The sequence below is a fragment of the Reyranella sp. genome, assembly GCF_004297405.1.
GTDB lineage: Bacteria > Pseudomonadota > Alphaproteobacteria > Reyranellales > Reyranellaceae > Reyranella.
Genome location: NZ_SCVC01000006.1, coordinates 191718 through 213046 on the forward strand (window position 1 = coordinate 191718; position 21329 = coordinate 213046).

A 21329-nucleotide genomic window follows, 5' to 3' on the forward strand; every position below is an offset into this window, starting at 1 on the left:
CGCCGAGCGCAAGGGTGCAGGATGCATGCCTGATGATGTTCTGATCCTGATCGACCAGCAGAAGGCGATGGAGCATCCGCTCTGGGGGCCGCGCAACAATCGCCAAGCGGAGGCCAATATCCTGCGGCTGCTCGAGGCGTGGCGGCAGCGTGGCGGGGCGATCGTCCATGTGAAGCACGATTCGACCGATCCAAATTCACCGTTCCGGCCGGGGCAGGAGGGCAACGAGTTCCTGCCGCTCACCGCACCGCTGCCCGGCGAAGTCGTGGTCGCGAAGAAGGTTCACAGCGCCTTCATTGGTACCGACCTGACGGAACGGCTGGAGCAGATGGGACGGCCGCCGCTGGTGATCTGCGGTGTGCTGCTGGCAAATTCCGTCGAGGCGACCGTCAGGGTCGCGGCCAATCTCGGCTTTGCGGTGCGGTTGCCGGCCGATGCCAGCTGGTCGTGCGACAAGCGCGACCTGACCGGCCGGCTATGGCCGGCCGAGGACGTGCATCAACTGACGTTGGCGTTGCTGGAGGGAGAATACGCGTCGGTCACGACGACCGACGCGCTTCTCGAAGCGATCTAGCCGAGCTGGATCCAGGTGGTCTTCACCTGCGTGAACTTGTCGAAGGCGTGGAGCGACTTGTCGCGGCCGATGCCCGACTGCTTGTAGCCACCGAACGGCGTGGTGATGTCGCCGCCGTCGTAGGTGTTGACCCACACCGAGCCGGCGCGAAGGTTCTTGGCGAACTTGAACGCCTTGTTGATGTCGGACGTGAAGATCGCCGAGGCGAGGCCGTAGATCGTGTCGTTGGCCACGGACAGCGCCTGCTCGGCATCCTTGACCGGGATGACGGAGAGGACCGGCCCGAAGATCTCCTCCTGGGCGATCTTCATCTTGTTGTCGACGTTGTCGAACACGGTCGGTTCGATGAAGGAGCCGGCATTGTCGATATGGACCTGCTTGCCACCCATGGCGAGCTTGGCGCCTTCCTTCTGGCCGGCGTCGATGTAGCCCATGACGCGCTTGGTCTGCGTGTCGTCGACCATGGCGCCCATCTGCGTCTTGGGGTCGAGCGGATCGCCCGGCATCATCTTCTGGCCGATCGCCATGACCTTGGCGAGGAACTCGTCCTTGATCTTGTCCTCGACGATGAGGCGCGAACCCGCGGTGCAGACCTCGCCCTGGTTGAACCAGATGCCGAAGGCGGTGCGGCGCGCGGCGATGTCGAGGTTGGGCGCATCGCCCAGCACGATGTTGGGCGACTTGCCGCCGCACTCGAGCCAGACCTGCTTCATGTTGGATTCGCCGGAGTACTTCAGGAAGTACTTGCCGACTTCGGTCGAGCCTGTGAACGCCAGCACGTCGACATCCATGTGGCGACCGAGCGCCTGGCCCGCAGTCTCACCGAAACCCGGCAGCACGTTGAACACGCCTTCGGGGATGCCGGCCTCGGCCGCGAGTTCGGCAAGACGAATGGCGGTGAGCGGCGACTGCTCGGCGGGCTTCAGGATCACCGAGTTGCCGGCGGCTAGCGCCGGCGAAATCTTCCAGCAGGCCATCAGGAGCGGGAAATTCCACGGCACCACGCAGGCCACCACGCCCGACGCTTCGCGCGTGATCAGGGCCACGACATTGCCCGGGGTCGGGGCGACTTCGTCGTAGACCTTGTCGATCGCCTCGGCGAACCACTGCACGGAGTTGGCCGAGCCCGGGATGTCGACCGTGGTCGAGAAGGCAATCGGCTTGCCCATGTCGAGCGTCTCGAGAAGTGCCAGCTCCTCGCGGTTCTTCATCATCAGCTCGGCGAGCTTCAGCATGATCCGCTTGCGCTGTGCCGGCGCCATGTTGGCCCAGGTGCCCTTCTCGAAGGCCGTGCGCGCGGCCTTCACGGCGGCATCGACATCGGCTTGTTCGCAGGCCGCGACCTTGGTCAGGACCTGGCCGGTCGCCGGGTTGACGCAGTCGAAGGTCTTGCCGGTGAGGGAGGGGGTGAACTTGCCACCGATGAAGGCCTGGTTGCGGTAGCTGAGACCGCTGACACGGCCTTTCCAATCGTCGCGCGAAAGCTGGGCGCTCATTCTGTCTTCCTCCTTGTTGGATTGGAGCAGAGCCTAGCCCACGAAAAAGCCGCCCGAAAGGGCGGCTGTTCCGTCAGGCACGCTAGGCGGCTGATTTATTTGATCTTCGATTCCTTGAAGACGACATGCTTGCGCGCAACCGGGTCGTACTTCTTGAGTTCGAGCTTCTCGGTCTTGGTGCGCGGGTTCTTCTTGGTCACGTAGAAGAAGCCAGTGTCGGCGCTGGAGATCATCTTGATGAGGATCGAGGTCGGCTTAGCCATAACAATTGTCCTTATGCCCGGGAGGGCGAATTCGCAGGAGGGCGCAAAGTAATCAGCGGGACGCTGGTGTCAAGCCTTGCTACCGCCGCGGCCAGCGAAGGTCAGCGGGCGACGGCGGCCTGCTGGCTGCCAGCCTGCACGGCATGGGCATAAAGCGCTCGGTCGTGCAGCAGACGGTTCGCGATCTCGACATCGGTCTCGGGCGAGGTCTCGCCCGGCGGGCAGATCTTGCGCAGGTCCGAGACTTCCTGGCTGGTCGGATTGCGCAGTGCATGCCAGCGCATGAGCTGACCCTGGCTCGACTCGACCGAGGCCGTGGCGAGCTTGGCGGCCTCGCCGGCCTTGGCCGTGCAGATGTTGGGCAGGACGCCCAGTTCGTTCCAGGTGTAGCCGGACGGCGCCTGCAGGCGCGACCAGGTCAGGATCAGCTCGCCTTCGTTGGCGAGCCGCACGACCGTCTGCACCGTGCCCTTGCCGTAGCTCGTGGTGCCGACCACGACAGCGCGGCCGCGATCCTGCAAGGCGGCGGCGACGATCTCGGCCGCCGAGGCCGAGCCGCCGTTCATCAGGACGACGATCGGCAGCTCCGTGGTCTTGCTGCGGCCGGTCGAGCTCTTGTAGGTGCGGCGGCTGTCGGGGTGACGGCCCGCGGTCGAGAAGATGGTGCCGTCGCCGATGAACACTTCCGACACCGTCTGGGCCTGGTCGAGCAGGCCACCACGGTTGGAGCGCATGTCGATGATCAGGCCGGCGAGGTCCTTGCCGATCTCGGCCTTGGCCTTGTCGATGGCCGCACGCAGGTTTTCGGTGGTGGCCGAGTTGAAACCCATCAGGTGGATCAGCGCCACGTCGTCGCGACGTTCGTAGACCACGGTGGTGGGGATGATGCGGGCGCGCTTCATGGCGAGTGTCAGCTCCGCGCCCTGCGAGGGACGCAGCACGGTCATGTTGACCGGGGCGCCGACCGAGCCGCGCAGCTTGTGCACCACGTCGGACAACGGACGGTCGATCATCGACTCGCCGTCGATCGCCAGGATCTGGTCGCCGATCTGGACACCCGCCTTGGCCGAGGGCGAACCCTCCTGGACGGCGCGGATCATGATCTTCTTGTCGTCGGTACGCTCGACGGTGATGCCGATGCCGCCGCCACCATCGCGCTGGAAGCGGTTGTCGCGCGCCTCGTCGGGATCGGCATAGCGGCTGTTGCGGTCGAGCTGCTTGGCGGTCGAAGTGATGGCTTGGCGGATCAGCACCTGACGGTCGACGGCCTGCAAGGCGGGCGAGGCGTCGAGCGACCCGGCCATGAGCTCGGCCAGCATGCCGCCCCAGGCGCGTCCGTCGGACGTGTCGCTGGGCGTCGTCCGGGTGAGGACTTCCTTGCCATCGCGCCGGACAGTGAAGGCGCCGTCACCGGCTTCGAGGGACAGGGTAGGGTCGTTGCTGGCGAAGCTGCGATAGGCCTCGGCCGACAGGTTGCGGAAGTTCGGTTCGTAGAGGTGGCGGTCGCCGATCGCCCGATAGGCCTGCAGGACCACCCTTTCCATACTGGCATCGGCGGCGACGGCCGGCGCCCGGCTGGGAAGGCCGGCTTGAGGGCTGTCGCCCGAGGTCGCACAGGAAACGACCAGGCAGGCAGCAAGGAGCGACGCGGCACGCGCCAGCGTCGTACGAAGAAAAGGGAGGTGAGGCACTTCCATACCCGGCAGGCCGCGACAATAGCACAGGCCGTCGGCGGGCGGCCACGTTGATTCAGACGGAGGAGTCGAGCCCCCCGGCCGAAGGTTTGGGCGAGCCCATCCGCTGCGACCAGAGGAGTGCAATAACGGCGCCCTTTATGTGAGGCAGCAAGTAAAGTGCCAGGACGACCGAGAGTGGTAACCACAAAAGGGCGTGAACCCAGAGCGGCGGCTCGTTGCCCCAGCGTTCGAGCAGGAGAACGAGCGGCACCACGATGTGGCCGACAACGAAGATGGTGAAGTAGGCGGGGGCGTCGTCGGCGCGGTAGGGTTCCAGCGCCAGTTCGCAGGCGGTGCAGCGGCTCGTCATCTTGAGGAACGAGCCGAACAGGGCGCCCTCGCCACAACGTGGGCACCGGCCGCTCCATCCTCGCAGAAGAGAAGTCCAGAAATCGACCGGGGCCGGCTCGCTGTTCATGGCGAGCAAGATGGCCTCCGCTTTTAGTTTCGTCGGCGTGACCGTTTGTCCCGTGGGGGCCCACTGCGCGCGACGGGACGCCGCGGTCCGCGATGGGCTCCGTCACGCTGCGAACGCGAACCGCGCGGCAGGGCATGGCGTTCGACACGTTCGATGACGTCGATGATCTCGAACAGCAATCCGCCGGTCGCGGTATCGGCTTCGACCAGCTTGAGACTGAGCCGGTCGCCGAGCCCGAAGGTTTCGCCGGTGCGTTCACCAATCAACAGTTGCCGACCTTCATCGTGGCGGAAGAATTCCTGGCCGAGCGAGCGCACGGGGATCAGTCCGTCGGCGCCCGAACCGTCGAGCGCGGCGAACAGGCCGAAGCGGGTGACGCTGGTGACGCGGCCGGAAAAAGCGGCGCCGACATGGGCGGCCATGAAGGCGGCGACATAGCGATCCATGGCGCCGCGTTCGGCCGCGACGGCGCGGCGCTCGCACATGGAAAGATGCTCGCCGAATTCGACGAAGCGTCCCTTGTCGGCTTCGGCAAGGCCGCCTTCGCCCAGACCAAACGCCGCGATCAGGGCGCGATGGACGATGAGGTCCGGAAAACGGCGGATCGGCGAGGTGAAATGCGCGTAGCGCGCGAGGGCGAGGCCGAAATGGCCGAGATTGTCGGGGCTGTAGACGGCCTGGCTCTGGCTACGCAGCACCGTCTCGTTGACCAGGCGATTGATGGGCTTTTCCGCCACCTGTTGCAGCACGCGGTTGAGATCGCCCGGTCGCATCCGCGGGCCGGCGGGCAATGAGACACCCAGCGTGCCCAGGAACTCGCGCAGCGCCTCGAGCTTGGCGAGGTCGGGCTGGTCATGGACGCGGTAGAGGCAGGGCATGTGGCGCTGCTCCAGCGCCTGCGCCGCGGCGACATTGGCCAGCACCATGAACTCTTCGATCAGCTTGTGGCTGTCGAGGCGGGTGCGGATGCCGATCTCGGCGATGCGGCCATCCTTGCCCAGAGTCACCTGCCGCTCCGGCAGATCGAGGTCGAGCGCGCCGCGTTTCTCGCGCGCCGCCAGCAGAACGTGGAAGGCGCCGTAGAGGGGGCGCACGACCTTGTCCATCAGCGGTGCGATCTCGTCGTCGGGCGCGCCGTCCATGGCGGTCTGCACGCGGTTGTAGGTGAGACGCGCGGTCGAGCGCATCATGGCGCGATGGAACTTGTGGCGCTTGAGGTGGCCCTCGGCGTCGATCCACATCTCGGCCACCAGGACCGGCCGGTCCTCGCGCGGCACCAGCGAGCACCAATGGTTGCTGAGTGCCTCCGGCAGCATCGGCACGACCCGGTCGGGGAAGTAGACCGAGGTGCCGCGGCGATAGGCGGCGCGGTCGAGTGGTCGGTCGTGGCGGACGTACCAGGCGACATCGGCGATGGCGACGAGGATGCGCCAGCCGCCGGGATGGGCCGCATCGGCCTCGGCAAACACTGCATCGTCGAAGTCGCGTGCGTCCTCGCCATCTATCGTGACCAATGGCACGCTGCGCAAATCGAGGCGGTCGCCGAGCGGTGCGGCCTTGGACTTCTCGGCCTCCTCGAGGGCGGCCTCCGGGAAGTCGATCGGAATGTCGTTGGCGGCAATCGAAATCAGGCTGACGGTGCGCGGATCGCTCATCGGGCCAATCCGTTCGACCACGCGGGCGCGGCGCGCCAGCGAGCCGCCCGTCTCCTCGATCCAGACGATGTCGCCCGGCAGGGCGCCGTTCTTGTCCGCCGCACGCACATCGAATTCGCGGCGCAGCTTCTTGTCGGTCGGCGTCACCAGGCCAAGGCCGTGGCGGCCATCCGGCTCCTCGTAGAGGCCGAGGATCTTCTTCGGGCCGCTGCCCAGGCGGCGGATGATGCGCGCCTCGTAAGCGTTCTTGCCGCGGCGCTTCAGGCTCGCCAGCACGCGATCGCCGACGGCCGGCGCCGGCGCGCCGCGTGAACTCTGCGGGACGATCTCGATGCGCGGCGGCGGGCCGTCCTGCTCCTCGTCGTGGCGACGCGGCACGGCCAGCAGATGGCCGTCATCGTCGACTCGCACGATCTCGAGCACGGTGATGTCGGTCAGCGCCTTGGGGTCCTTGAAGGTCTTGGCGCGGTCGGCGGCGATCTCGCCAGAATCGCGCAGGTCGCGCAGCAGCTCCTTCAGTTCGATGCGCTGGTCGCCCTTCAAGCTGTAGGCGCGGGCGATCTCGCGCTTGCCGACCGGCGTGGCGCTGTCGCGGATGAAAGCCAGCAGTTCGTCGCGGGTGGGGACGCGGCCCTTAGCCATCGGTGCCGGTGCGCGGCGGTGCCTCTGTCTTCGCCTTGGCCTTGGCCGCCTTGCGCTTGGGCGCTGCCTTCTTCTTGGCTGCGGCCTTGGGCTTGGCGGGTTTGTCGCCGGCATCGTTGGCGGCGACGGGCGCTGCCTTCTTCGCCTTGGCGGCCTTCGGCTTCTTGGCTCCGCCCTTGGCGGCGCGCTCCGCCAACAGCGCGACGGCCTGGTCGAGCGTCAGCTCCTCCGGCTTGATATCGCGCGGCACGGTGGCGTTGACGCCGCCATGCTTCACGTAAGGACCATAGCGGCCGTCATAGAGTTCGACCGCGGCTTCATCGGACGGATGATTGCCGATGGTGCGGATAGGCTTCGCGGCAGCACGGCCACGCGGATTCTTGGCCTCGGCCAGGAGCGCCACGGCGCGGTTCATGCCGATCTCCAGCACGCTCTCGTCGCTCGGGATCGATTTGTACTTGGGGCCGTGCTTCACGTAGGGACCGAAGCGGCCGACGCCGGCCAGGATCGGCACGCCATCCTCGGGATGCGGCCCCAGCTCGCGCGGCAGCGCCAGCAGTGCCAGCGCCTTTTCCAGTGTCACGTCGTCAGGCGTCATGCCGCGCAGCAGGGACGCGCGCTTGGGCTTCTCCTTGCCTTCGGGTTCGCCGAGCTGGACGTAGAGACCGTAGGGGCCCTTGCGCAAGGTGACCTGCTTGCCGGTGGCGGGATCCTCCCCGAGGATCTTCGGCCCATCGAGATTCTCGCCACTGGCGGCATCGGCGTCGGCATCGACGATGCCGAGCTTCCGCGTGAAGCGGCAGTCGGGATAGTTCGAGCAGCCGATGAAGGCGCCGAACTTGCCGAGCTTCAACCCCAGCCGGCCGTTGGCGCAGGAGGGACAGTCGCGCGGGTTCTTGCCGTTGTCGTTGGCCGGGAAGAAATGCGGGCCCAGCTCCTCGTCGAGCTTGTCGAGCACTTCCTTGACGCGCAGCTCCTTGGTCTCGCCGACCGCTTCGGAGAAGGCCTTCCAGAATTCGCGCAGCACCTGGCGCCAGTCGATCCGCCCGCCGGAGATATCGTCCAGCTCTTCCTCGAGGCCGGCGGTGAAGTTGTATTCGACGTAGCGTGGAAAATAGGTCTGCAGGAACGCCGTGACGATGCGGCCGCGATCTTCCGGTATGAAGCGCTTGCGGTCGATCCGTACGTAATTGCGGCGCTGCAGGACCTCGATGATGCTGGCATAGGTCGAGGGCCGGCCGATGCCCAGCTCCTCGAGCTTCTTCACCAGGCTCGCTTCGGAGTAGCGCGGCGGCGGCTCGGTGAAATGCTGCTCCGGCACGACCTCGCGGCGCTCGAGCGCCTCGTTCTCGGTGACGTCGGGGAGGATGGCGCTGCCTTCCTCGTCTTCCTTGGCGGTGTCGTCGCGGCCTTCATCATAAAGAGTGAGGAAGCCGTTGAACTTCACGACCGAGCCGGTGGCGCGCAGCTGCACGGTCTTGTCGCCGCTGGCGATATCGACCGTGACCTGGTCGAGCACGGCGCTTTCCATCTGGCTGGCGACGGTGCGCTTCCAGATCAATTCGTAGAGGCCGAGCTGGTCCTTGTCCAAGTGCGCCGCGACATCCTGCGGCGTGCGGAAGAGGTCGGTCGGGCGGATCGCCTCGTGCGCCTCCTGGGCGTTCTTGGCCTTGGAGGTGTAGACGCGCGGGCTGGCCGGCACATAGGCCTGGCCGTACTTGGTTTCGATCAGGCGGCGCGTCTGGCCGATCGCCTCGGGGGCGAGCTGCACGCCGTCGGTACGCATGTAGGTGATGAGACCGACCGTCTCGCCGCCGATGTCGACGCCCTCATAGAGGCGCTGGGCGATGCGCATGGCGGTAGCCGCACCGAGGCCCAGCTTGCGCGAGGCTTCCTGCTGCAGGGTCGAGGTGATGAACGGCGGCGGCGGATTGCGCCGCACCTGGCGGCGGTCGATCGAGGAGACCGCGAAGGCGCGGCGCTCGATCTCGCGCTTGGCCTGTTCGGCGCGCTCTTGGTTGTCGAGGTCGAACTTGTCGAGCTTGCGGCCGTCGAGATGGGTGAGGCGGGCCTTGAGCGTCTGCTTCTTGGCCGTGCCGAAGAAGGCATCGACGGTCCAGTATTCGCGGCTCTTGAAGACCTCGATCTCGGCTTCGCGCTCGCAGATCAGCTTGAGCGCCACCGACTGCACGCGGCCGGCAGAGCGGCTGCCCGGCAGCTTGCGCCACAGGACCGGCGAGAGGGTGAAGCCCACGAGGTAGTCCAGCGCACGGCGGGCGAGGTAGGCGTCGATCAGCGGCTGGTCGAGGTCGCGCGGATGGGCGACGGCGTCGAGCACCGACTGTTTGGTGATGGCGTTGAAGGTGACGCGCTTTACGTCGACCCCGTCGAGCGCCTTCTTGCGTCCGAGGATGTCCATCACGTGCCAGGAGATCGCCTCGCCCTCGCGATCCGGATCGGTGGCGAGGTAGAGCTTGCCGCCCTTGGAGACGGCTTGGGCGATGGCGTCGATGCGCTTCTGCGACTGGGGGTCGACTTCCCAGTCCATCGCGAAATCTTCATCGGGGCGGACCGAGCCATCCTTGGGCGGCAGGTCGCGGACATGACCATAGGAGGCCAGCACGGTGTAACCGGGGCCCAGATACTTCCCTATGGTCTTAGCCTTCGCCGGGGACTCGACGACCAGTACGTCCATCGCCGGATCATGCTCCAGTGTAACATTAACGACCGGAGCTAAATCACTGATTTACATCAGAGATACGCGGTTACCCCGGTGCCTCTCCAGGCGGCCCTCCAGCTCCAGAGCCATGAGGACCTCCGCCATGGAGGCGGCGGACACTTGGCATCGGCGCACCAGTTCGTCAACCGCAGTGGGGGTGGGACCCAGGGCGGACACCACCCGTGCAGTGGCTGTGTCTTGCGGTTTTTTGACAGGTTTTTCAGCTACTTGGGGAGCGACCTGTGGCCGCCCGAGTACACTCAGAATATCGTTTGCGTCCCGGACCAGAATGGCCCCATCCCGGATGAGGCTATTGGATCCGGCATGGCGCGGGTCCATCGGCGAGCCGGGCACGACGAAGACCTCGCGGCCCTGCTCGGCGGCACGCTGCGCGGTGATCAGGGAGCCCGACCGGGCGGCCGCCTCGATGACGATGACGCCGGCCGAGAGGCCGCTGACGATGCGGTTGCGGCGCGGGAAGGCGCGGGCGACCGGCGGCGTACCGAGCGAGGCCTCGCTCAGAATGAGGCCCTGCCGGGCGATGGCGGCGTGAAGGCCGGCATTCTGCGGCGGGTAGATCTGGTCTGCGCCGCCGGCCAGGACGGCGACCGTCCCGGTGGCGAGGGCAGCCTCATGGGCAGCGGCATCGATGCCGCGCGCCAGGCCGGAGGCGATCACGAAGCCCGCGGCGCCCAGGGTGGCGGCCAGATCGGCGGCGAACCGACAGCCGGCGGCCGAGGCCTCGCGAGCGCCGACGATCGCCAGGGTCGGCCGATGGAGCAGGCCACAATCGCCGATGGCGCTCAGGACCGGCGGCGCGTCCGGCAGGGCGGCCAGCGCGGCAGGATAGGCTTCTTCGCCGATCACCACGAAGCGCCCACCCATATTCGCCAGCTCTTCTTCTTCGCGGGCGATGGTGGCGTCGGAGACCGTGGCCAGTCTGGCGCAGGCCGTATGGGCGGAGCCGAAATGCGCCAGTGCCTCGTGGAAGGTCACGGGGCCGATGCGGGCGCTGCGGGCCAGCCGCAGCCGGGCGCGGCGTTCACGCGGGTCGAGGTCGAGTTGAAGCGGGCCGTCGAACATGTGCTAACGCTATGCGCGTGCGCGCTATTTGTAAAACAACCTCAAGTAGAAATCAGCGCAGCCGTGGATTGAGGGCGTCGCGCAGCCAGTCGCCCAGCAGATTGACCGATAGGGACAGGATCACCAGCGCCACGACGGGGAAGATCACGATCCACCATTCGCCGGAAAACAAGAAGGCGTTGCCGATGCGGATCAGCGTGCCGAGCGACGGCTGCGTGGCCGGCATACCGACGCCAAGATAGGACAGCGACGCTTCGGCGATGATGGCCAGCGCCAGTTCGATCGTGGCGATCACCAGCACCGGCCCCCAGGCATTGGGCAGCACATGCTGGAGCGCGATGCGCGCGCCCGGCACGCCGATGATGCGCGCGGCGTTGACGTAGTCCTTGTTCTTCTCGGCCAGGGTCGTGGCGCGGGTCACGCGCGCGAACTGCGGCCAGTAGGCAAAGCCGATGGAGAAGACCAGCACCCAGATCGCCACGCTGTCGTGCACGTTCTTAGGCAGCACCACGCGCGTGACGCCATCGAGGGTGAGCGCGATCAGGATGGCAGGCACGGTGAGCTGGATGTCGGCCAGGCGCATGATGATCGACTCGACCCAGCCACCGCGGAAGCCCGCCAGCAGGCCCAGCAACACGCCGGTCGTGACCGAGAGCAGGATGGCGGCCAAGCCGATCATCAGCGATACGCGCGAGCCGTAGAGGATGGCCGACAGCACGTCACGGCCCTGGTTGTCGGTGCCCAGCAGATGCTTGGCGGTGCCGCCCTCGGCCCAGGCCGGCGGCGTGAAGGCATCCATCAGATTGAGCGCCTTCACGTCGAACGGATCGTAGGGCGCGATCCACGGCGCCAACACGGCGCCCAGGAAATAGAGGAGCGTCACGACCGAGGCGGCCACGACCAGCGGCGAGCGGCGGAAGCTCCACCACATGTCGCTGTCGCGCAGCCGTGCCAGGGTCCCCGTTTCGCTCAAGCCTGTTTCACTCAATAAGGATTGCTCATGTCGCCGCACTCCGCCGGCTGAGCAGCGCACCGCCCGCGCCGAGCAGGGACAATACCGCAGCCAGCGGGCCGAAGCCCTCGAAACCGACCGAGCCGATCATCATGGCGCCGAGCGCGGCGGCGCCGATCCAGCCGACGCTGGCCGAGGTGCCGTTGAGCCCGAGCACGGTGCCGCGCACATCCTCCGGCACGGCGGCCAGCGAGGCCATGAAGGACGGCCGGCCGAGCGCATTCAGCAGTACATAGACGAAGCCGACGGCGATCGAGACGATGGGGCCGGGATGCCACATGAAGAGCGCGAGAGCCGCGATCCCCGACAGCGCCATGGCGATGGCGAAGGTGAGCAGCCGGTCGCGCAGCCGGTCGGCGAGCTGGCCGCCCAGCACCGTGCCCGCGACATTGCCCAGCGCGAACACCGCCAGCGGGATGGCGAGTTCGAGCAAGGACATGTGATAGGTCACCTGCATGAAGGTGGCGAAGTAGACGGCCGCCAGGCCGTAGCAGATGCGCTCGGCGACGCCGGTGCTGAGCAATCCCAGCACGCGTGGCGACAGGGCAGCCCTGAGCGATGGCCGCGCCGCGTCACCGCGCGTGTGGCCCGCGCTGCCGCGCCCGACGGTGAAATAGAGGCTGAGGCAGGCGGCCAATGAAAGGCCGCCGACGCAGACGAGCCAGCCGCGCCAGCCGATGATCGAGCCGACGGCGGCGGCCATCGGCACGCCGACCACCAGGGTGAGGGACTGGCCGCTCATCACCCAACCCAACGCCCGGCCGCGCTGGCTGTCGGGCACGCGGCCCGAGACCTCGGCGAAGATCACACCGGTGAAGGCGCCGGCACAGCCGCCACCCACGGCGGCCCAGACTGCGACCCAGAAGAACGAGCCGGCCCAGGCCTGCGCGACCATCGCCAACGCCAGCGCAAAGGGGGCTGCGATCAGGAGCGGCCGCCGGCCGATCACGTCCGACAACCAGCCGCCCAGGGCCGAGGTGATGCCCCAGGCCGTGGCCGTCAGCGACACGAGGTTGGCGACCAGCGGCATGGCAACGTCGAGATCGTGCGCCATGTCGAGCAGGAAGGGCGCGCGTGTCGTGCCGCTGGAGGTCGCGGCGAAGGAACCGAGGCAGGCAGCGCCGATCAGCGCCCAGGGAAGTACAGCGGGCAGGTCGCGCGAGGATTTGGAACTCATCCGCCGGCTGTTCCCAGCCGGGCACGGTCCAGGCGCAGCCGCGGATCGATCGCGGCATAGAGCAGATCGACGAAGAAATTGATGGTGACGAAGATGAAGGAGACCATGACGAGATACGCGGCCATGACAGGTATGTCGGCGAACTGGACCGACTGGATGAAGAGGTGGCCCATGCCGGGCCACTGGAACACCGTCTCGGTGATGATCGAGAAGGCGATCAGGCCACCGACCTGGATGCCTATCACGGTAATGACCGGCAGCAGGGTGTTCTTCAGTGCATGGCGGAAATGCACGGCGCGGTCGGTGAGGCCGCGTGCCCGTGCGAACTTGATGTAGTCGGTGCGCAGCACCTCGAGCATCTGCGAGCGCACGAGCCGCAACACCAACGTCATCTGGAAGAGCGACAGGGTGAAGGCGGGCAGCACGATCGCCTTCAGGCCGGTGTCGGTCAGCAGGCCGGTCTTCCACCAGCCGAGGCTCACCGTCTCGCCTCGGCCGAAGGAGGGGAAACACCAGTCGGCCGGCAGGCCGAGCGCCGGCGCCCAGGATTTGCACTCCACCGAGAAGACGTAGATCAGCAGGATGCCGATCACGAAGGTCGGCATGGCGACACCGGCCAGCGAGAAGGTCATCACCGCGCCGCTGTCGAGCGTGTGGCGCCGGAGCGCCGTCAGCACGCCGAGCGGAATACCCATCGCCAAAGCGAGGATGGCCGCCACCATGACGAGTTCGAGCGTTGCCGGCATGCGCTCGACGATCAGGTCGGAGACCGGCCGGGCCAGCCGATAGCTCTTGCCGAAGTTGCCGGTCGCGGCATTGCCGAGGAAGCGCAGGAACTGGACCCCGACGGAATCCTCCAGCCCCAGCTCGTGGCGCATCTCGGCGCGCTCGGCCGGCGATGCCTCCTGGCCGACCATGTTGTTCACTGGGTCGCCCACGAAGTTGAACAGCACGAAGCACAGGAACGACACCGCCAGCATCACGCCCAGCGACTGCAGAAGGCGGGAGACGATGAAAGCCAGCATCTCTCATCCTCCCCAGTCATCTGGGGAGGTGGCCCAAAGGGCCGGAGGGGTCATGACCAAGATACGAAGCTCATGACCCCTCCGCCCGCTACGCGAGCACCTCCCCATTTGAATGGGGAGGCAGAGAGCGGCATGCATGGCCTCACTTCATCTTGCCGTATTTGAAGTTGGGCGAGTCGTTGGCAAAGATTGGCATCGTCACCTTGTCACTCATCGACCAGACGATGAGCTGGTGATGCAGCGGCAGGTAGGGCATGTCGGCGACGGCGAGCGCCCAGGCGTCGGCGATCATCTTGTCGCGCTTGGCCTGATCGACCTCCCTCAGCATGCCATCGGCCAGCTCATCCAGCTTGGCGCTGGAATAGCCGGTGTAGTTCCAGCTGCCCACCTTCTTGGCCGCGTCGCTGGTCTGGTACAGGAAGGTGAAGACATAGTGCGAGTCGAGCGTCGGCACGCCCCAGCCCAGCAGGAAGAGGCTCGAATCCTTCTTCTGCAGCTTGGGGAAGTGCAGCGTCTTGGAACGCGCCTGCAGATCGACCTTGATGCCGATCTGCGCCAGCATGCCGGTGACGGCCTGGCAGATCTGCTCGTCGTTGTTGTAGCGGTCGTTGGGGCAATCCAAGGTGACGCTGAAGCCGTTGGGATATCCCGCCTCGGCCATCAGCTTCTTGGCCGCCGCCACGTCGTATTTCAGGCGCTGGTCGAGTTGCGGCGTGTGGCCGTGCACGCCGGGCGAGGTGATGAGGCCGGCGGGGGCGGAGAAGTTCCGCATCACCTTGGCCTTGATCGCGTTGACGTCGATCGCCTGGTACATGGCCTGGCGCACGCGCTTGTCGGCGAACGGGTTCTTGCCCTTGACGTCGGAGTATTTGAGTTCGGCCGAACCCATGTCGAGGCCGAGGAAGATCGACCGCACCTGTGCGGTCTCCTCGGTCTTGAGGCCCGGCGTCTGCTTGATGCGCGCGATGTCCTGCAAGGGCGCATCGAGCACGAAGTCGACCTGGCCCGAGATCAGCGCAGCCACGCGCGTCGCGGGCTCCTTGATCGGCGTGTAGACCAGTTCGTCGGGATAGGCGGGGAAGTCCTTGGCGCCCCAGTAGGTCGGGTTCTTCGCCATCACGGTGCGCACGTCGGGATCGCGCTGCTTCAGCGTGTAGGGTCCGGTGCCCATGGCGTTGCGCACCGCGTAGGTCTCTTCCTTGTCCTTGAAGCTCTGCGGCTTGGTGACGTTGTGCTTCTCCGACCAGGCCTTGGACATGATCAGGATCGAGGTCGTGTAGTCGGGCAGGATCGGGTTCGGCCCGTTGGTGACGATGTGCACCGTCAGCGGATCGATCGCCTTCACGTCCTTGATCGAGGAGATGTAGGCACGGAAGTCCGACGTCGGCGCCAGCGCGCGGTTGTAACTGAAGACCACGTCGTCGGCGGTGAAGGGCGTGCCGTCGCTGAACTTGACGTCGGGCCTGAGCTTGAACTCCCAGGTATCGGGTGCGATCGGTTTCCACGAGAGCGCCAGCCCCGGCACCTTGGCGAGCTTGGGATCACGGCTGATCAGGCCTTCGTAGACATGCTGGTTCATGGCCGTCGTCGGGCCTTCGTTCTGCGAATGCGGATCCATCGTCAGCGCATCGCCCTGGCTTGCCCAACGCAAGGTCTTCGCGTCGGCCACCGATGCTGCCATCGATGTCAGGCACAAGGTCGCCGCGGCGATCACCGCCATACGTGCAACGAACATCGTCATTGCCTCCTGCAGTTGTTATGCAGCGACCCTAACACGGGCCGGGAGGCGATCAATGCCGTTGCCGGTTAGCTTTTCTTACCTTGGCCGATCTTGGGTTCGGTGCCGTTGAGCAGGCGCGCGATGTTCTCGTGGTGGCGCACCCAGACCAGCGGCACCAGCAGCGTGAGCAGCAGGGCGGCGCGGTGGTCGGTCAAGAACCAGGCGGCGATGGCCGCGACCGCGACGGCGATCAGGGCTGCCAGCGAGGACCAGCGGAAGGCGGCGGCGACCAGCAGCCAGGTGCCGCAGGCGATCGCGCCGATCGGCCAGGAGAGGCCCCACATCACGCCAAGGGTCGTCGCCACGCCTTTGCCGCCCTTGAAGCCCAGCCACACGGGGAACATATGACCGATCACGGCGCCTGCGGCCGCCCCGACGGCGGGAAGCTGGCCGACCTGATCGGCGATCAGCACGGGCGCAACGCCCTTCAGGGCATCGAGCAGGAGCGTCGCGGCGGCGAGTCCCTTGTTGCCGGTGCGCAATACGTTGGTGGCGCCGATATTGCCCGATCCGACCTTACGGATGTCACCGAGCCCGGCTGCGCGCGTCAGCAGCAGGCCGAAGGGAATCGAGCCCATCAGATAGCCTAGCAGGAAAGGACCCAGCAGCAGAATCAACGTCGAGATCATCGCCGTGGCCTAGGGGCGCATGACACGGCAGTTGGTGGAGTCGACGTATGTGGTGGTCGGCGGTCCCACCAGTTCCGTGGCGATCTGCTCGCCAGGCAGGATCGTGATCGGCCCGAAATAGGCATCCTCGAGCGACCTGCCGGCGTTCATGAAGGTACAAACCGCCTGCGTCTCCACCGGCCGCTGCGTGTTCGACGTCAGGGTGACGCTGACCTGCCAATAGCGCGTCGGACCATAGGTCAGGTTGTTGGCGCCCAGCGTGACGAGTGGCTGGGGCGTCGAGGAAGAGGGAATAGGGCGCTGGCCGGTGCGCCGTACCTGAGGCTGCGGCTTCGCGCCGATATTTTCCGGCGGACGGTAGCTCGATGTACGCGGATCGAAAGCGGCATCGGGATCGTACCGGGTGCCGGATTGGTCGGTGATCGGGCCCGAGCTGCCGAGCGTCGCGGTGCCGCCACCTGGGACGGTGAGTGGTTGCGGGGTGAGCGGCGCCGCGCTGATTGCCGGGCCGCCCGTGGTGCTTCCGGTGGAAGGGCTGGGCATGATCGGCGTCGGTGCCGGCGCTGGTGCGGGGCTCGCCTGCAAGGGCGTCGGCGACCGGGCCGGCGCCTGCACGCCGCCGATCTGCGTCTGCAGACGGTCGAAACAGGAAAGCCGAGCCTGTGTCTCCGTGATCTCGCTGCAGATCTGGATGTGCCGGGTCAACGCATCGAGCAGGTCGTCGCGCGACTGAGCGCGCGACTGTGCGCTGGCGGTGCCGGCGAGCGCGAGCGTCGCGACGCCAAGAAGAAGAGACTGCCGGAGCATCATACAATTCCCCGTTCCGAAAAGACGCGCGACCATATCAGACGAAATGGCCGTTTGGAGGCAGCAATTGCGCGGTCCATGAAAGTAGCGCGACAGCAGTTCGGCGGTATCAGGCCGCCGCTGCCGTCGTCGCAAAACTGTCGTCACGATAGATGGTGCGGCCGCCAACGATGGTGGCCATCACGCGACCTTGCACCGGCCGCTCATCGAACGGCGTGTTCTTGGTCTTGCTCCACAGCTCGTCGCGATCGACCTTCCAGGCGTACTCGGCATCGAACACCACGAGATCGGCCGGTGCGCCCTTGGCGAGCTTGCCGCCGGGCAGGCCAAACAGCGATGCCGGCGTGCTCGACAGACGCTGGAACAGGCGCGGCAACGTCAGGTGGCCGTTGTGCACCAGTTCGAGCGAGATCGGCAGCAAGGTTTCGAGGCCGATGCCGCCCGGCTCGGCCTGAGCGAACGGCACACGCTTGCTGTCCTGGTCCTGCGGCCGGTGATCGGAAACGATGGCGTCGATCGTGCCGTCCTTCAGCCCTTCGACGATTGCGAGCCGATCCTTCTCGGCGCGCAATGGCGGCACCAGCTTGCCGAAGGTGCGGTAGTCGCCGACGGCGAGATCGTTCAGCGCGAAGTAGGGCGCGGCGGTATCGCAGGTGATCTTGAGCCCGCGTGCCTTGGCGGCAGCGATCACACTCACCGCTTCCGCCGTCGAGATCTTGGCGAGGTGCAGCCGGCCGCCGGTCATCTCGGCGAGCCGGATGTCGCGCTCGACCATCATCACTTCGGCGAGCGGCGGATTGCCGGCGAGGCCGAGCCGCGTCGCCATCTCGCCACTGGTCATGTGGCCGCCGGACAGGCTGGGTTCCTGTGGCAGGTGCACGATCAACGCATCGAAGGCCTTGGCGTAGTAGAGCGCACGACGCATGACCTGGGCATTGCCGACGGCATGGTCGGCATCGGTGAAGGCCACGGCGCCGGCTTCGGCCAGCAGGCCGATCTCGGCCAGTTCCTTGCCTTCGAGCCCTACGGTCAGCGCACCGTAGGCGTACATGTTCACCAGCTTGATCTGGCGGGCGCGGCGCGCCACGAACTCGATCAACGAAGCGTCGTCGAACGGTGGTTCGTTGTCCGGCAGCAGCACCAGCGAGGTGATGCCGCCCACCGCCGCGGCGGAGCCGGCGCTTTCCAGCGTCTCCTTGTGCTCCTCGCCCGGCTCGCCGGTATGCACGCGTGTGTCGACAATGCCAGGCGCCAAATAGAGACCACGGCAGTCGATCGACTCGATGCCGTAGGGCGCACCCGAAGCGAAGAGGTTGGGGCCGAAATCGGCGATCTTGCCGTCGCTGATCAGCACGGCGCCCTGATATTCTTTGTCGGCACCAGGATCGACGATGCGCGCGTTGATGTAGGCGGTCGAGCCGGTATGCGGCGGGGCGGACTTGTATATGTTGCCGCTCATGCCACGGCCCCGATCTGATTGCGGTGGCCGCCGATCAGCGCTTCGAGGCAGGCCATGCGGACGGCGACGCCCATCTCGACCTGCTCGTGGATGACGCTCCGGTCGAGGTCGTCGGCGACTTCTGAGTCGATTTCGACGCCGCGGTTCATCGGGCCGGGATGCATGATCAGCGCGTCGGGTTTGGCGACTTTCAATTTTTCGTGGTCGAGGCCGAAGAAGCGGAAGTATTCGCTGATCGACGGGACGAACGAACCCTGCATCCGCTCGGTCTGCAGGCGCAGCATCATCACGATATCGACGTCCTTGAGGCCGGTCTTCATGCTGTAGTGGACTTCGACGCCCATGCGATCGACGTCAGTCGGTATCAGGGTGGGCGGACCGACCACGCGCACCCGGGCGCCCATGATCTGGAACAGGTGGATATTCGATCGCGCGACTCGGCTGTGCATGATGTCGCCGCAGATCGCCACTTCCAGACCCTGCAGGCTGCCGCGTCGTCGTCGGATGGTCAGGCCATCGAGCAGCGCCTGCGTCGGATGCTCGTGCTGGCCGTCGCCGGCGTTGATGACGGCGCAGTTGACCTTCTGCGACAGGAGATTGACCGCACCCGATTCGTTGTGGCGCACGACGATGGCGTCGGGCCGCATGGCGTTCAGGGTCATCGCCGTGTCGAGCAGGGTCTCGCCCTTGCGCACGGAGGAGGTGGCGACGTCCATGTTGATGACGTCGGCGCCCAGCCGTTTGGCCGCGACCTCGAAACTCGTGCGCGTGCGCGTCGAGTTCTCGAAGAACAGGTTGATGATCGTGCGGCCGGCCAGCATGTCGCGCCGCTTGTCGATCGATCTGTTCTGGTCGATGTAATTTTCAGATAGGTCGAGCAAGCCCGAAATCGCTTCAGGCGACAGACCTTCGATGCCGAGAAGGTGGGGCAACCTCGGCACGCCCGCGCGTTTCTTTGTCACTAAAGCGCGACGTTAAGCACGCGCGCATGGCGCTCGCAAGGAAGCGTTTTGGTGGATAACGTTTGGTCGCAGCGCGGACCCTCAGTCGAGCCGAATCTCGGCGCAGCGGCACACTTCGGCAGGGCCGTTGGGCGCCTGGAAGTCGGCCCAGATCGCATTGTGATGCTCGATGATCTTCACCGCCGGCAGGTGAGGCCGGTCGGCGGCGGTGTGGCCGTCCGAGGGCGCGGTCGTGCGATAGCCGCGCGCCAGGGCGCTGCGCACCGTCGTGTCGACGCAGTAGTCCGTTGCACAGCCCGTGATGATCAGCCGGTCGATCGCCTTGGCACGCAAGATCGCTTCCAACCGCGTCTGCAGGAAGGCATCGCAGGAGGTCTTGCGGACGATCGTGTCGTCCGGCCGGACGTCGATGTCCGGCAGGAAGCGCCATCCCGGCAGTTCGGGCTGGTGGGGGTCTCCCGGCGGTCCGTCATGCTGGACATGGATGACGACGCCACCCTTGTCGCGCACGCTGGCGGCCAGCGTGTTGATGCGCTGCACGAGGCCGGCCGCGTCGTGGCAGGGAGCCGCGGCGGTGAACGATCCCTGTTGCATGTCGATGACGATCAGGGCGTTGCTCATCTTCCGCTCGGGGCTGGTGTGATTCTGGGGCCTGTATAGCGCGCTCGTGGGCGAATGACAGAACCGTGCGTCGCCTGTTCCACGGCATGCGCGATCCAGCCCACTGTGCGGCCGAGAAGAAACAGGGCCAGTGCGGAATCCTTGGGCAGGCCGAGGGCGCGTTCGAGCGTCACTGTTGCGAAGTCGACCGTGGGCTTGCGGTCGATCAAGCGCTCGGCCGATGCCGCGACCGTGTCGGCGAAAGCCAGCTCCGGAGAGCCGGGCATCCTTTCGCGCAACATGGCGAGAAGCGTCACCGCGCGAACGTCGCCGTCGGGGTAGAGCGGATGGCCGAAGCCTGGAATGTAGATGCGTTCACGCACGCGCCGCGCCAGTTCGGCATCGATGTCGCTTACGTCCTTGAGGTCGCTGAACAGGTCCGCCACGCGACGCGTCAGGCCGCCATGGCGGGGGCCGTTGATCGCCACCAAGCCGGCCATCGTCGAGCCATAGAGATTGGCGCCAGTCGACGCGACGACGCGGGCGGCGAAGGCCGAGGCGTTGAACTCGTGGTCGGCCGACAGGACGAGCGCAGCGCGGATCAGCGACGCGTGTTCGGCCGATACGTTCCAGGCCTCGGCGAGCTGCTCGTGCACCGGCCGGTCGGAGAGGGGCTGTGATGTCACCGCGGCGGCGAGCAGGCGCAGGATGCGGGCCCCTGTTTCGAGCATGGCGCTGCGATCCTCGACCCAACTGGGATGGTCCCAGCGCGCGGCCGCCGGCAGCAGGACGAGGCAGCTATCGACCGGTGGCAATGCCGCGGCGGCCCGCCAGGCGCTGCGCAACGCCGCCGACATGGGGGGCAGGTTCTTCGCGCCGAAGGGGCGCTCGTCGCAATCCCACAGGATTTGCGCGACCTGCTCGAGCGACGCCGTGCGTGCCAGCAGGGTGGCATCCTGGCCGCGATAGAAGAGGTGTCCGTTCTCGATGAGGGTCAGCGCTGATTCCAGCACTGGTGTGCCGAAGTCGAGGGTGTTGGCGGCGATCGACTCGGCCTTGCGCCCGACCTCGCGGCGGCGCTTGAGCTGGGAGACATCGTCGGCGCGGTAGCGTCGCTCACGCTGTCCGTTACTGCCTTCGGAGCGCAGCAGGCCGCGGCTTACATAGGCATAAAGTGTCGCCGCCGAGACGCCCAAACGCTGCGCCGCTTCCTTGGAACTCAGCCATTCAGTTGCCATTCATAATTATTGATCAATTCAATCAATATTGACAACATATATGTTCGGTCGAAT

General features: G+C 66.3%; 18 protein-coding genes. 1 reads left to right on the top strand and 17 read right to left on the bottom strand.

Annotated features, from left to right (window positions below):
- Positions 1-25: 25 nt before the first annotated feature.
- On the top strand, positions 26-574 hold the full coding sequence (locus tag EPO50_RS03080; protein WP_296341183.1) for a cysteine hydrolase family protein: 549 nt from the start codon (positions 26-28) through the stop codon (positions 572-574).
- Here the strand turns inward: EPO50_RS03080 and EPO50_RS03085 are convergent.
- The 17 genes from EPO50_RS03085 to EPO50_RS03165 all read right to left on the bottom strand — a co-directional run bounded on the left by EPO50_RS03085 (position 571) and on the right by EPO50_RS03165 (position 21275).
- Complete coding sequence (locus tag EPO50_RS03085; protein ID WP_296341184.1) at positions 571-2070, bottom strand: aldehyde dehydrogenase; 1500 nt, start codon at positions 2068-2070, stop codon at positions 571-573. The two genes, EPO50_RS03080 and EPO50_RS03085, sit on opposite strands and share 4 nt — an antisense overlap.
- 95 nt (positions 2071-2165) lie before the next feature.
- The gene (gene rpmG / locus EPO50_RS03090) at positions 2166-2333 is read right to left on the bottom strand and encodes a 50S ribosomal protein L33 (RefSeq protein ID WP_020696277.1); all 168 of its coding nucleotides are present in this window, start codon (positions 2331-2333) and stop codon (positions 2166-2168) included.
- 101 nt (positions 2334-2434) lie between these two features.
- Positions 2435-4024, bottom strand: coding sequence for a S41 family peptidase (locus EPO50_RS03095; RefSeq protein WP_296341185.1), 1590 nt, complete (start codon positions 4022-4024; stop codon positions 2435-2437).
- Positions 4025-4082: 58 nt separating this feature from the next.
- Entirely contained in the window at positions 4083-4487 is a 405-nt protein-coding gene (locus EPO50_RS03100) for a DUF983 domain-containing protein (protein ID WP_296341186.1), read from the bottom strand.
- A 23-nt stretch (positions 4488-4510) separates the two neighbouring features.
- Entirely contained in the window at positions 4511-6784 is a 2274-nt protein-coding gene (gene rnr, locus EPO50_RS03105; protein ID WP_296341187.1) for a ribonuclease R, read from the bottom strand.
- Positions 6777-9479 (bottom strand): type I DNA topoisomerase, encoded by a 2703-nt coding sequence (gene topA, locus EPO50_RS03110; protein WP_296341188.1) that lies wholly within the window; start codon positions 9477-9479, stop codon positions 6777-6779. Before topA ends, rnr begins: the two co-directional genes overlap by 8 nt.
- Before the next feature lie 51 nt (positions 9480-9530).
- Positions 9531-10586 carry a DNA-processing protein DprA gene (gene dprA, locus EPO50_RS03115; RefSeq protein ID WP_296341189.1) on the bottom strand — a complete coding sequence of 352 codons (1056 nt, stop codon included), beginning with the start codon at positions 10584-10586 and terminating at the stop codon, positions 9531-9533.
- A gap of 52 nt (positions 10587-10638) precedes the next feature.
- A complete protein-coding gene (locus tag EPO50_RS03120) occupies positions 10639-11559 on the bottom strand; it encodes an ABC transporter permease (RefSeq protein WP_296341190.1) in 921 nt (306 codons plus the stop codon).
- 25 nt (positions 11560-11584) lie between these two features.
- Positions 11585-12775, bottom strand: coding sequence for an MFS transporter (locus tag EPO50_RS03125; protein ID WP_296341191.1), 1191 nt, complete (start codon positions 12773-12775; stop codon positions 11585-11587).
- On the bottom strand, positions 12772-13800 hold the full coding sequence (locus EPO50_RS03130; RefSeq protein ID WP_296341192.1) for an ABC transporter permease: 1029 nt from the start codon (positions 13798-13800) through the stop codon (positions 12772-12774). The genes EPO50_RS03125 and EPO50_RS03130 overlap by 4 nt, the downstream gene beginning before the upstream one ends.
- A gap of 142 nt (positions 13801-13942) precedes the next feature.
- Positions 13943-15535, bottom strand: coding sequence for an ABC transporter substrate-binding protein (locus EPO50_RS03135; RefSeq protein ID WP_296341193.1), 1593 nt, complete (start codon positions 15533-15535; stop codon positions 13943-13945).
- A gap of 71 nt (positions 15536-15606) precedes the next feature.
- Positions 15607-16209: a glycerol-3-phosphate 1-O-acyltransferase PlsY gene (gene plsY / locus EPO50_RS03140; protein ID WP_296341194.1), complete on the bottom strand. Its 603-nt coding sequence runs from the start codon at positions 16207-16209 to the stop codon at positions 15607-15609.
- A 9-nt stretch (positions 16210-16218) separates the two neighbouring features.
- Positions 16219-17019 (bottom strand): hypothetical protein, encoded by an 801-nt coding sequence (locus tag EPO50_RS03145; RefSeq protein ID WP_296341195.1) that lies wholly within the window; start codon positions 17017-17019, stop codon positions 16219-16221.
- Positions 17020-17125: 106 nt separating this feature from the next.
- Complete coding sequence (gene pyrC, locus EPO50_RS03150) at positions 17126-18475, bottom strand: dihydroorotase (RefSeq protein ID WP_296341196.1); 1350 nt, start codon at positions 18473-18475, stop codon at positions 17126-17128.
- Entirely contained in the window at positions 18472-19437 is a 966-nt protein-coding gene (locus tag EPO50_RS03155; protein WP_296341197.1) for an aspartate carbamoyltransferase catalytic subunit, read from the bottom strand. Before EPO50_RS03155 ends, pyrC begins: the two co-directional genes overlap by 4 nt.
- An 81-nt stretch (positions 19438-19518) precedes the next feature.
- Positions 19519-20058 carry a cysteine hydrolase family protein gene (locus EPO50_RS03160; protein ID WP_296341198.1) on the bottom strand — a complete coding sequence of 180 codons (540 nt, stop codon included), beginning with the start codon at positions 20056-20058 and terminating at the stop codon, positions 19519-19521.
- Positions 20055-21275 carry a citrate synthase family protein gene (locus tag EPO50_RS03165; protein WP_296341199.1) on the bottom strand — a complete coding sequence of 407 codons (1221 nt, stop codon included), beginning with the start codon at positions 21273-21275 and terminating at the stop codon, positions 20055-20057. Before EPO50_RS03165 ends, EPO50_RS03160 begins: the two co-directional genes overlap by 4 nt.
- Positions 21276-21329: the final 54 nt, after the last annotated feature.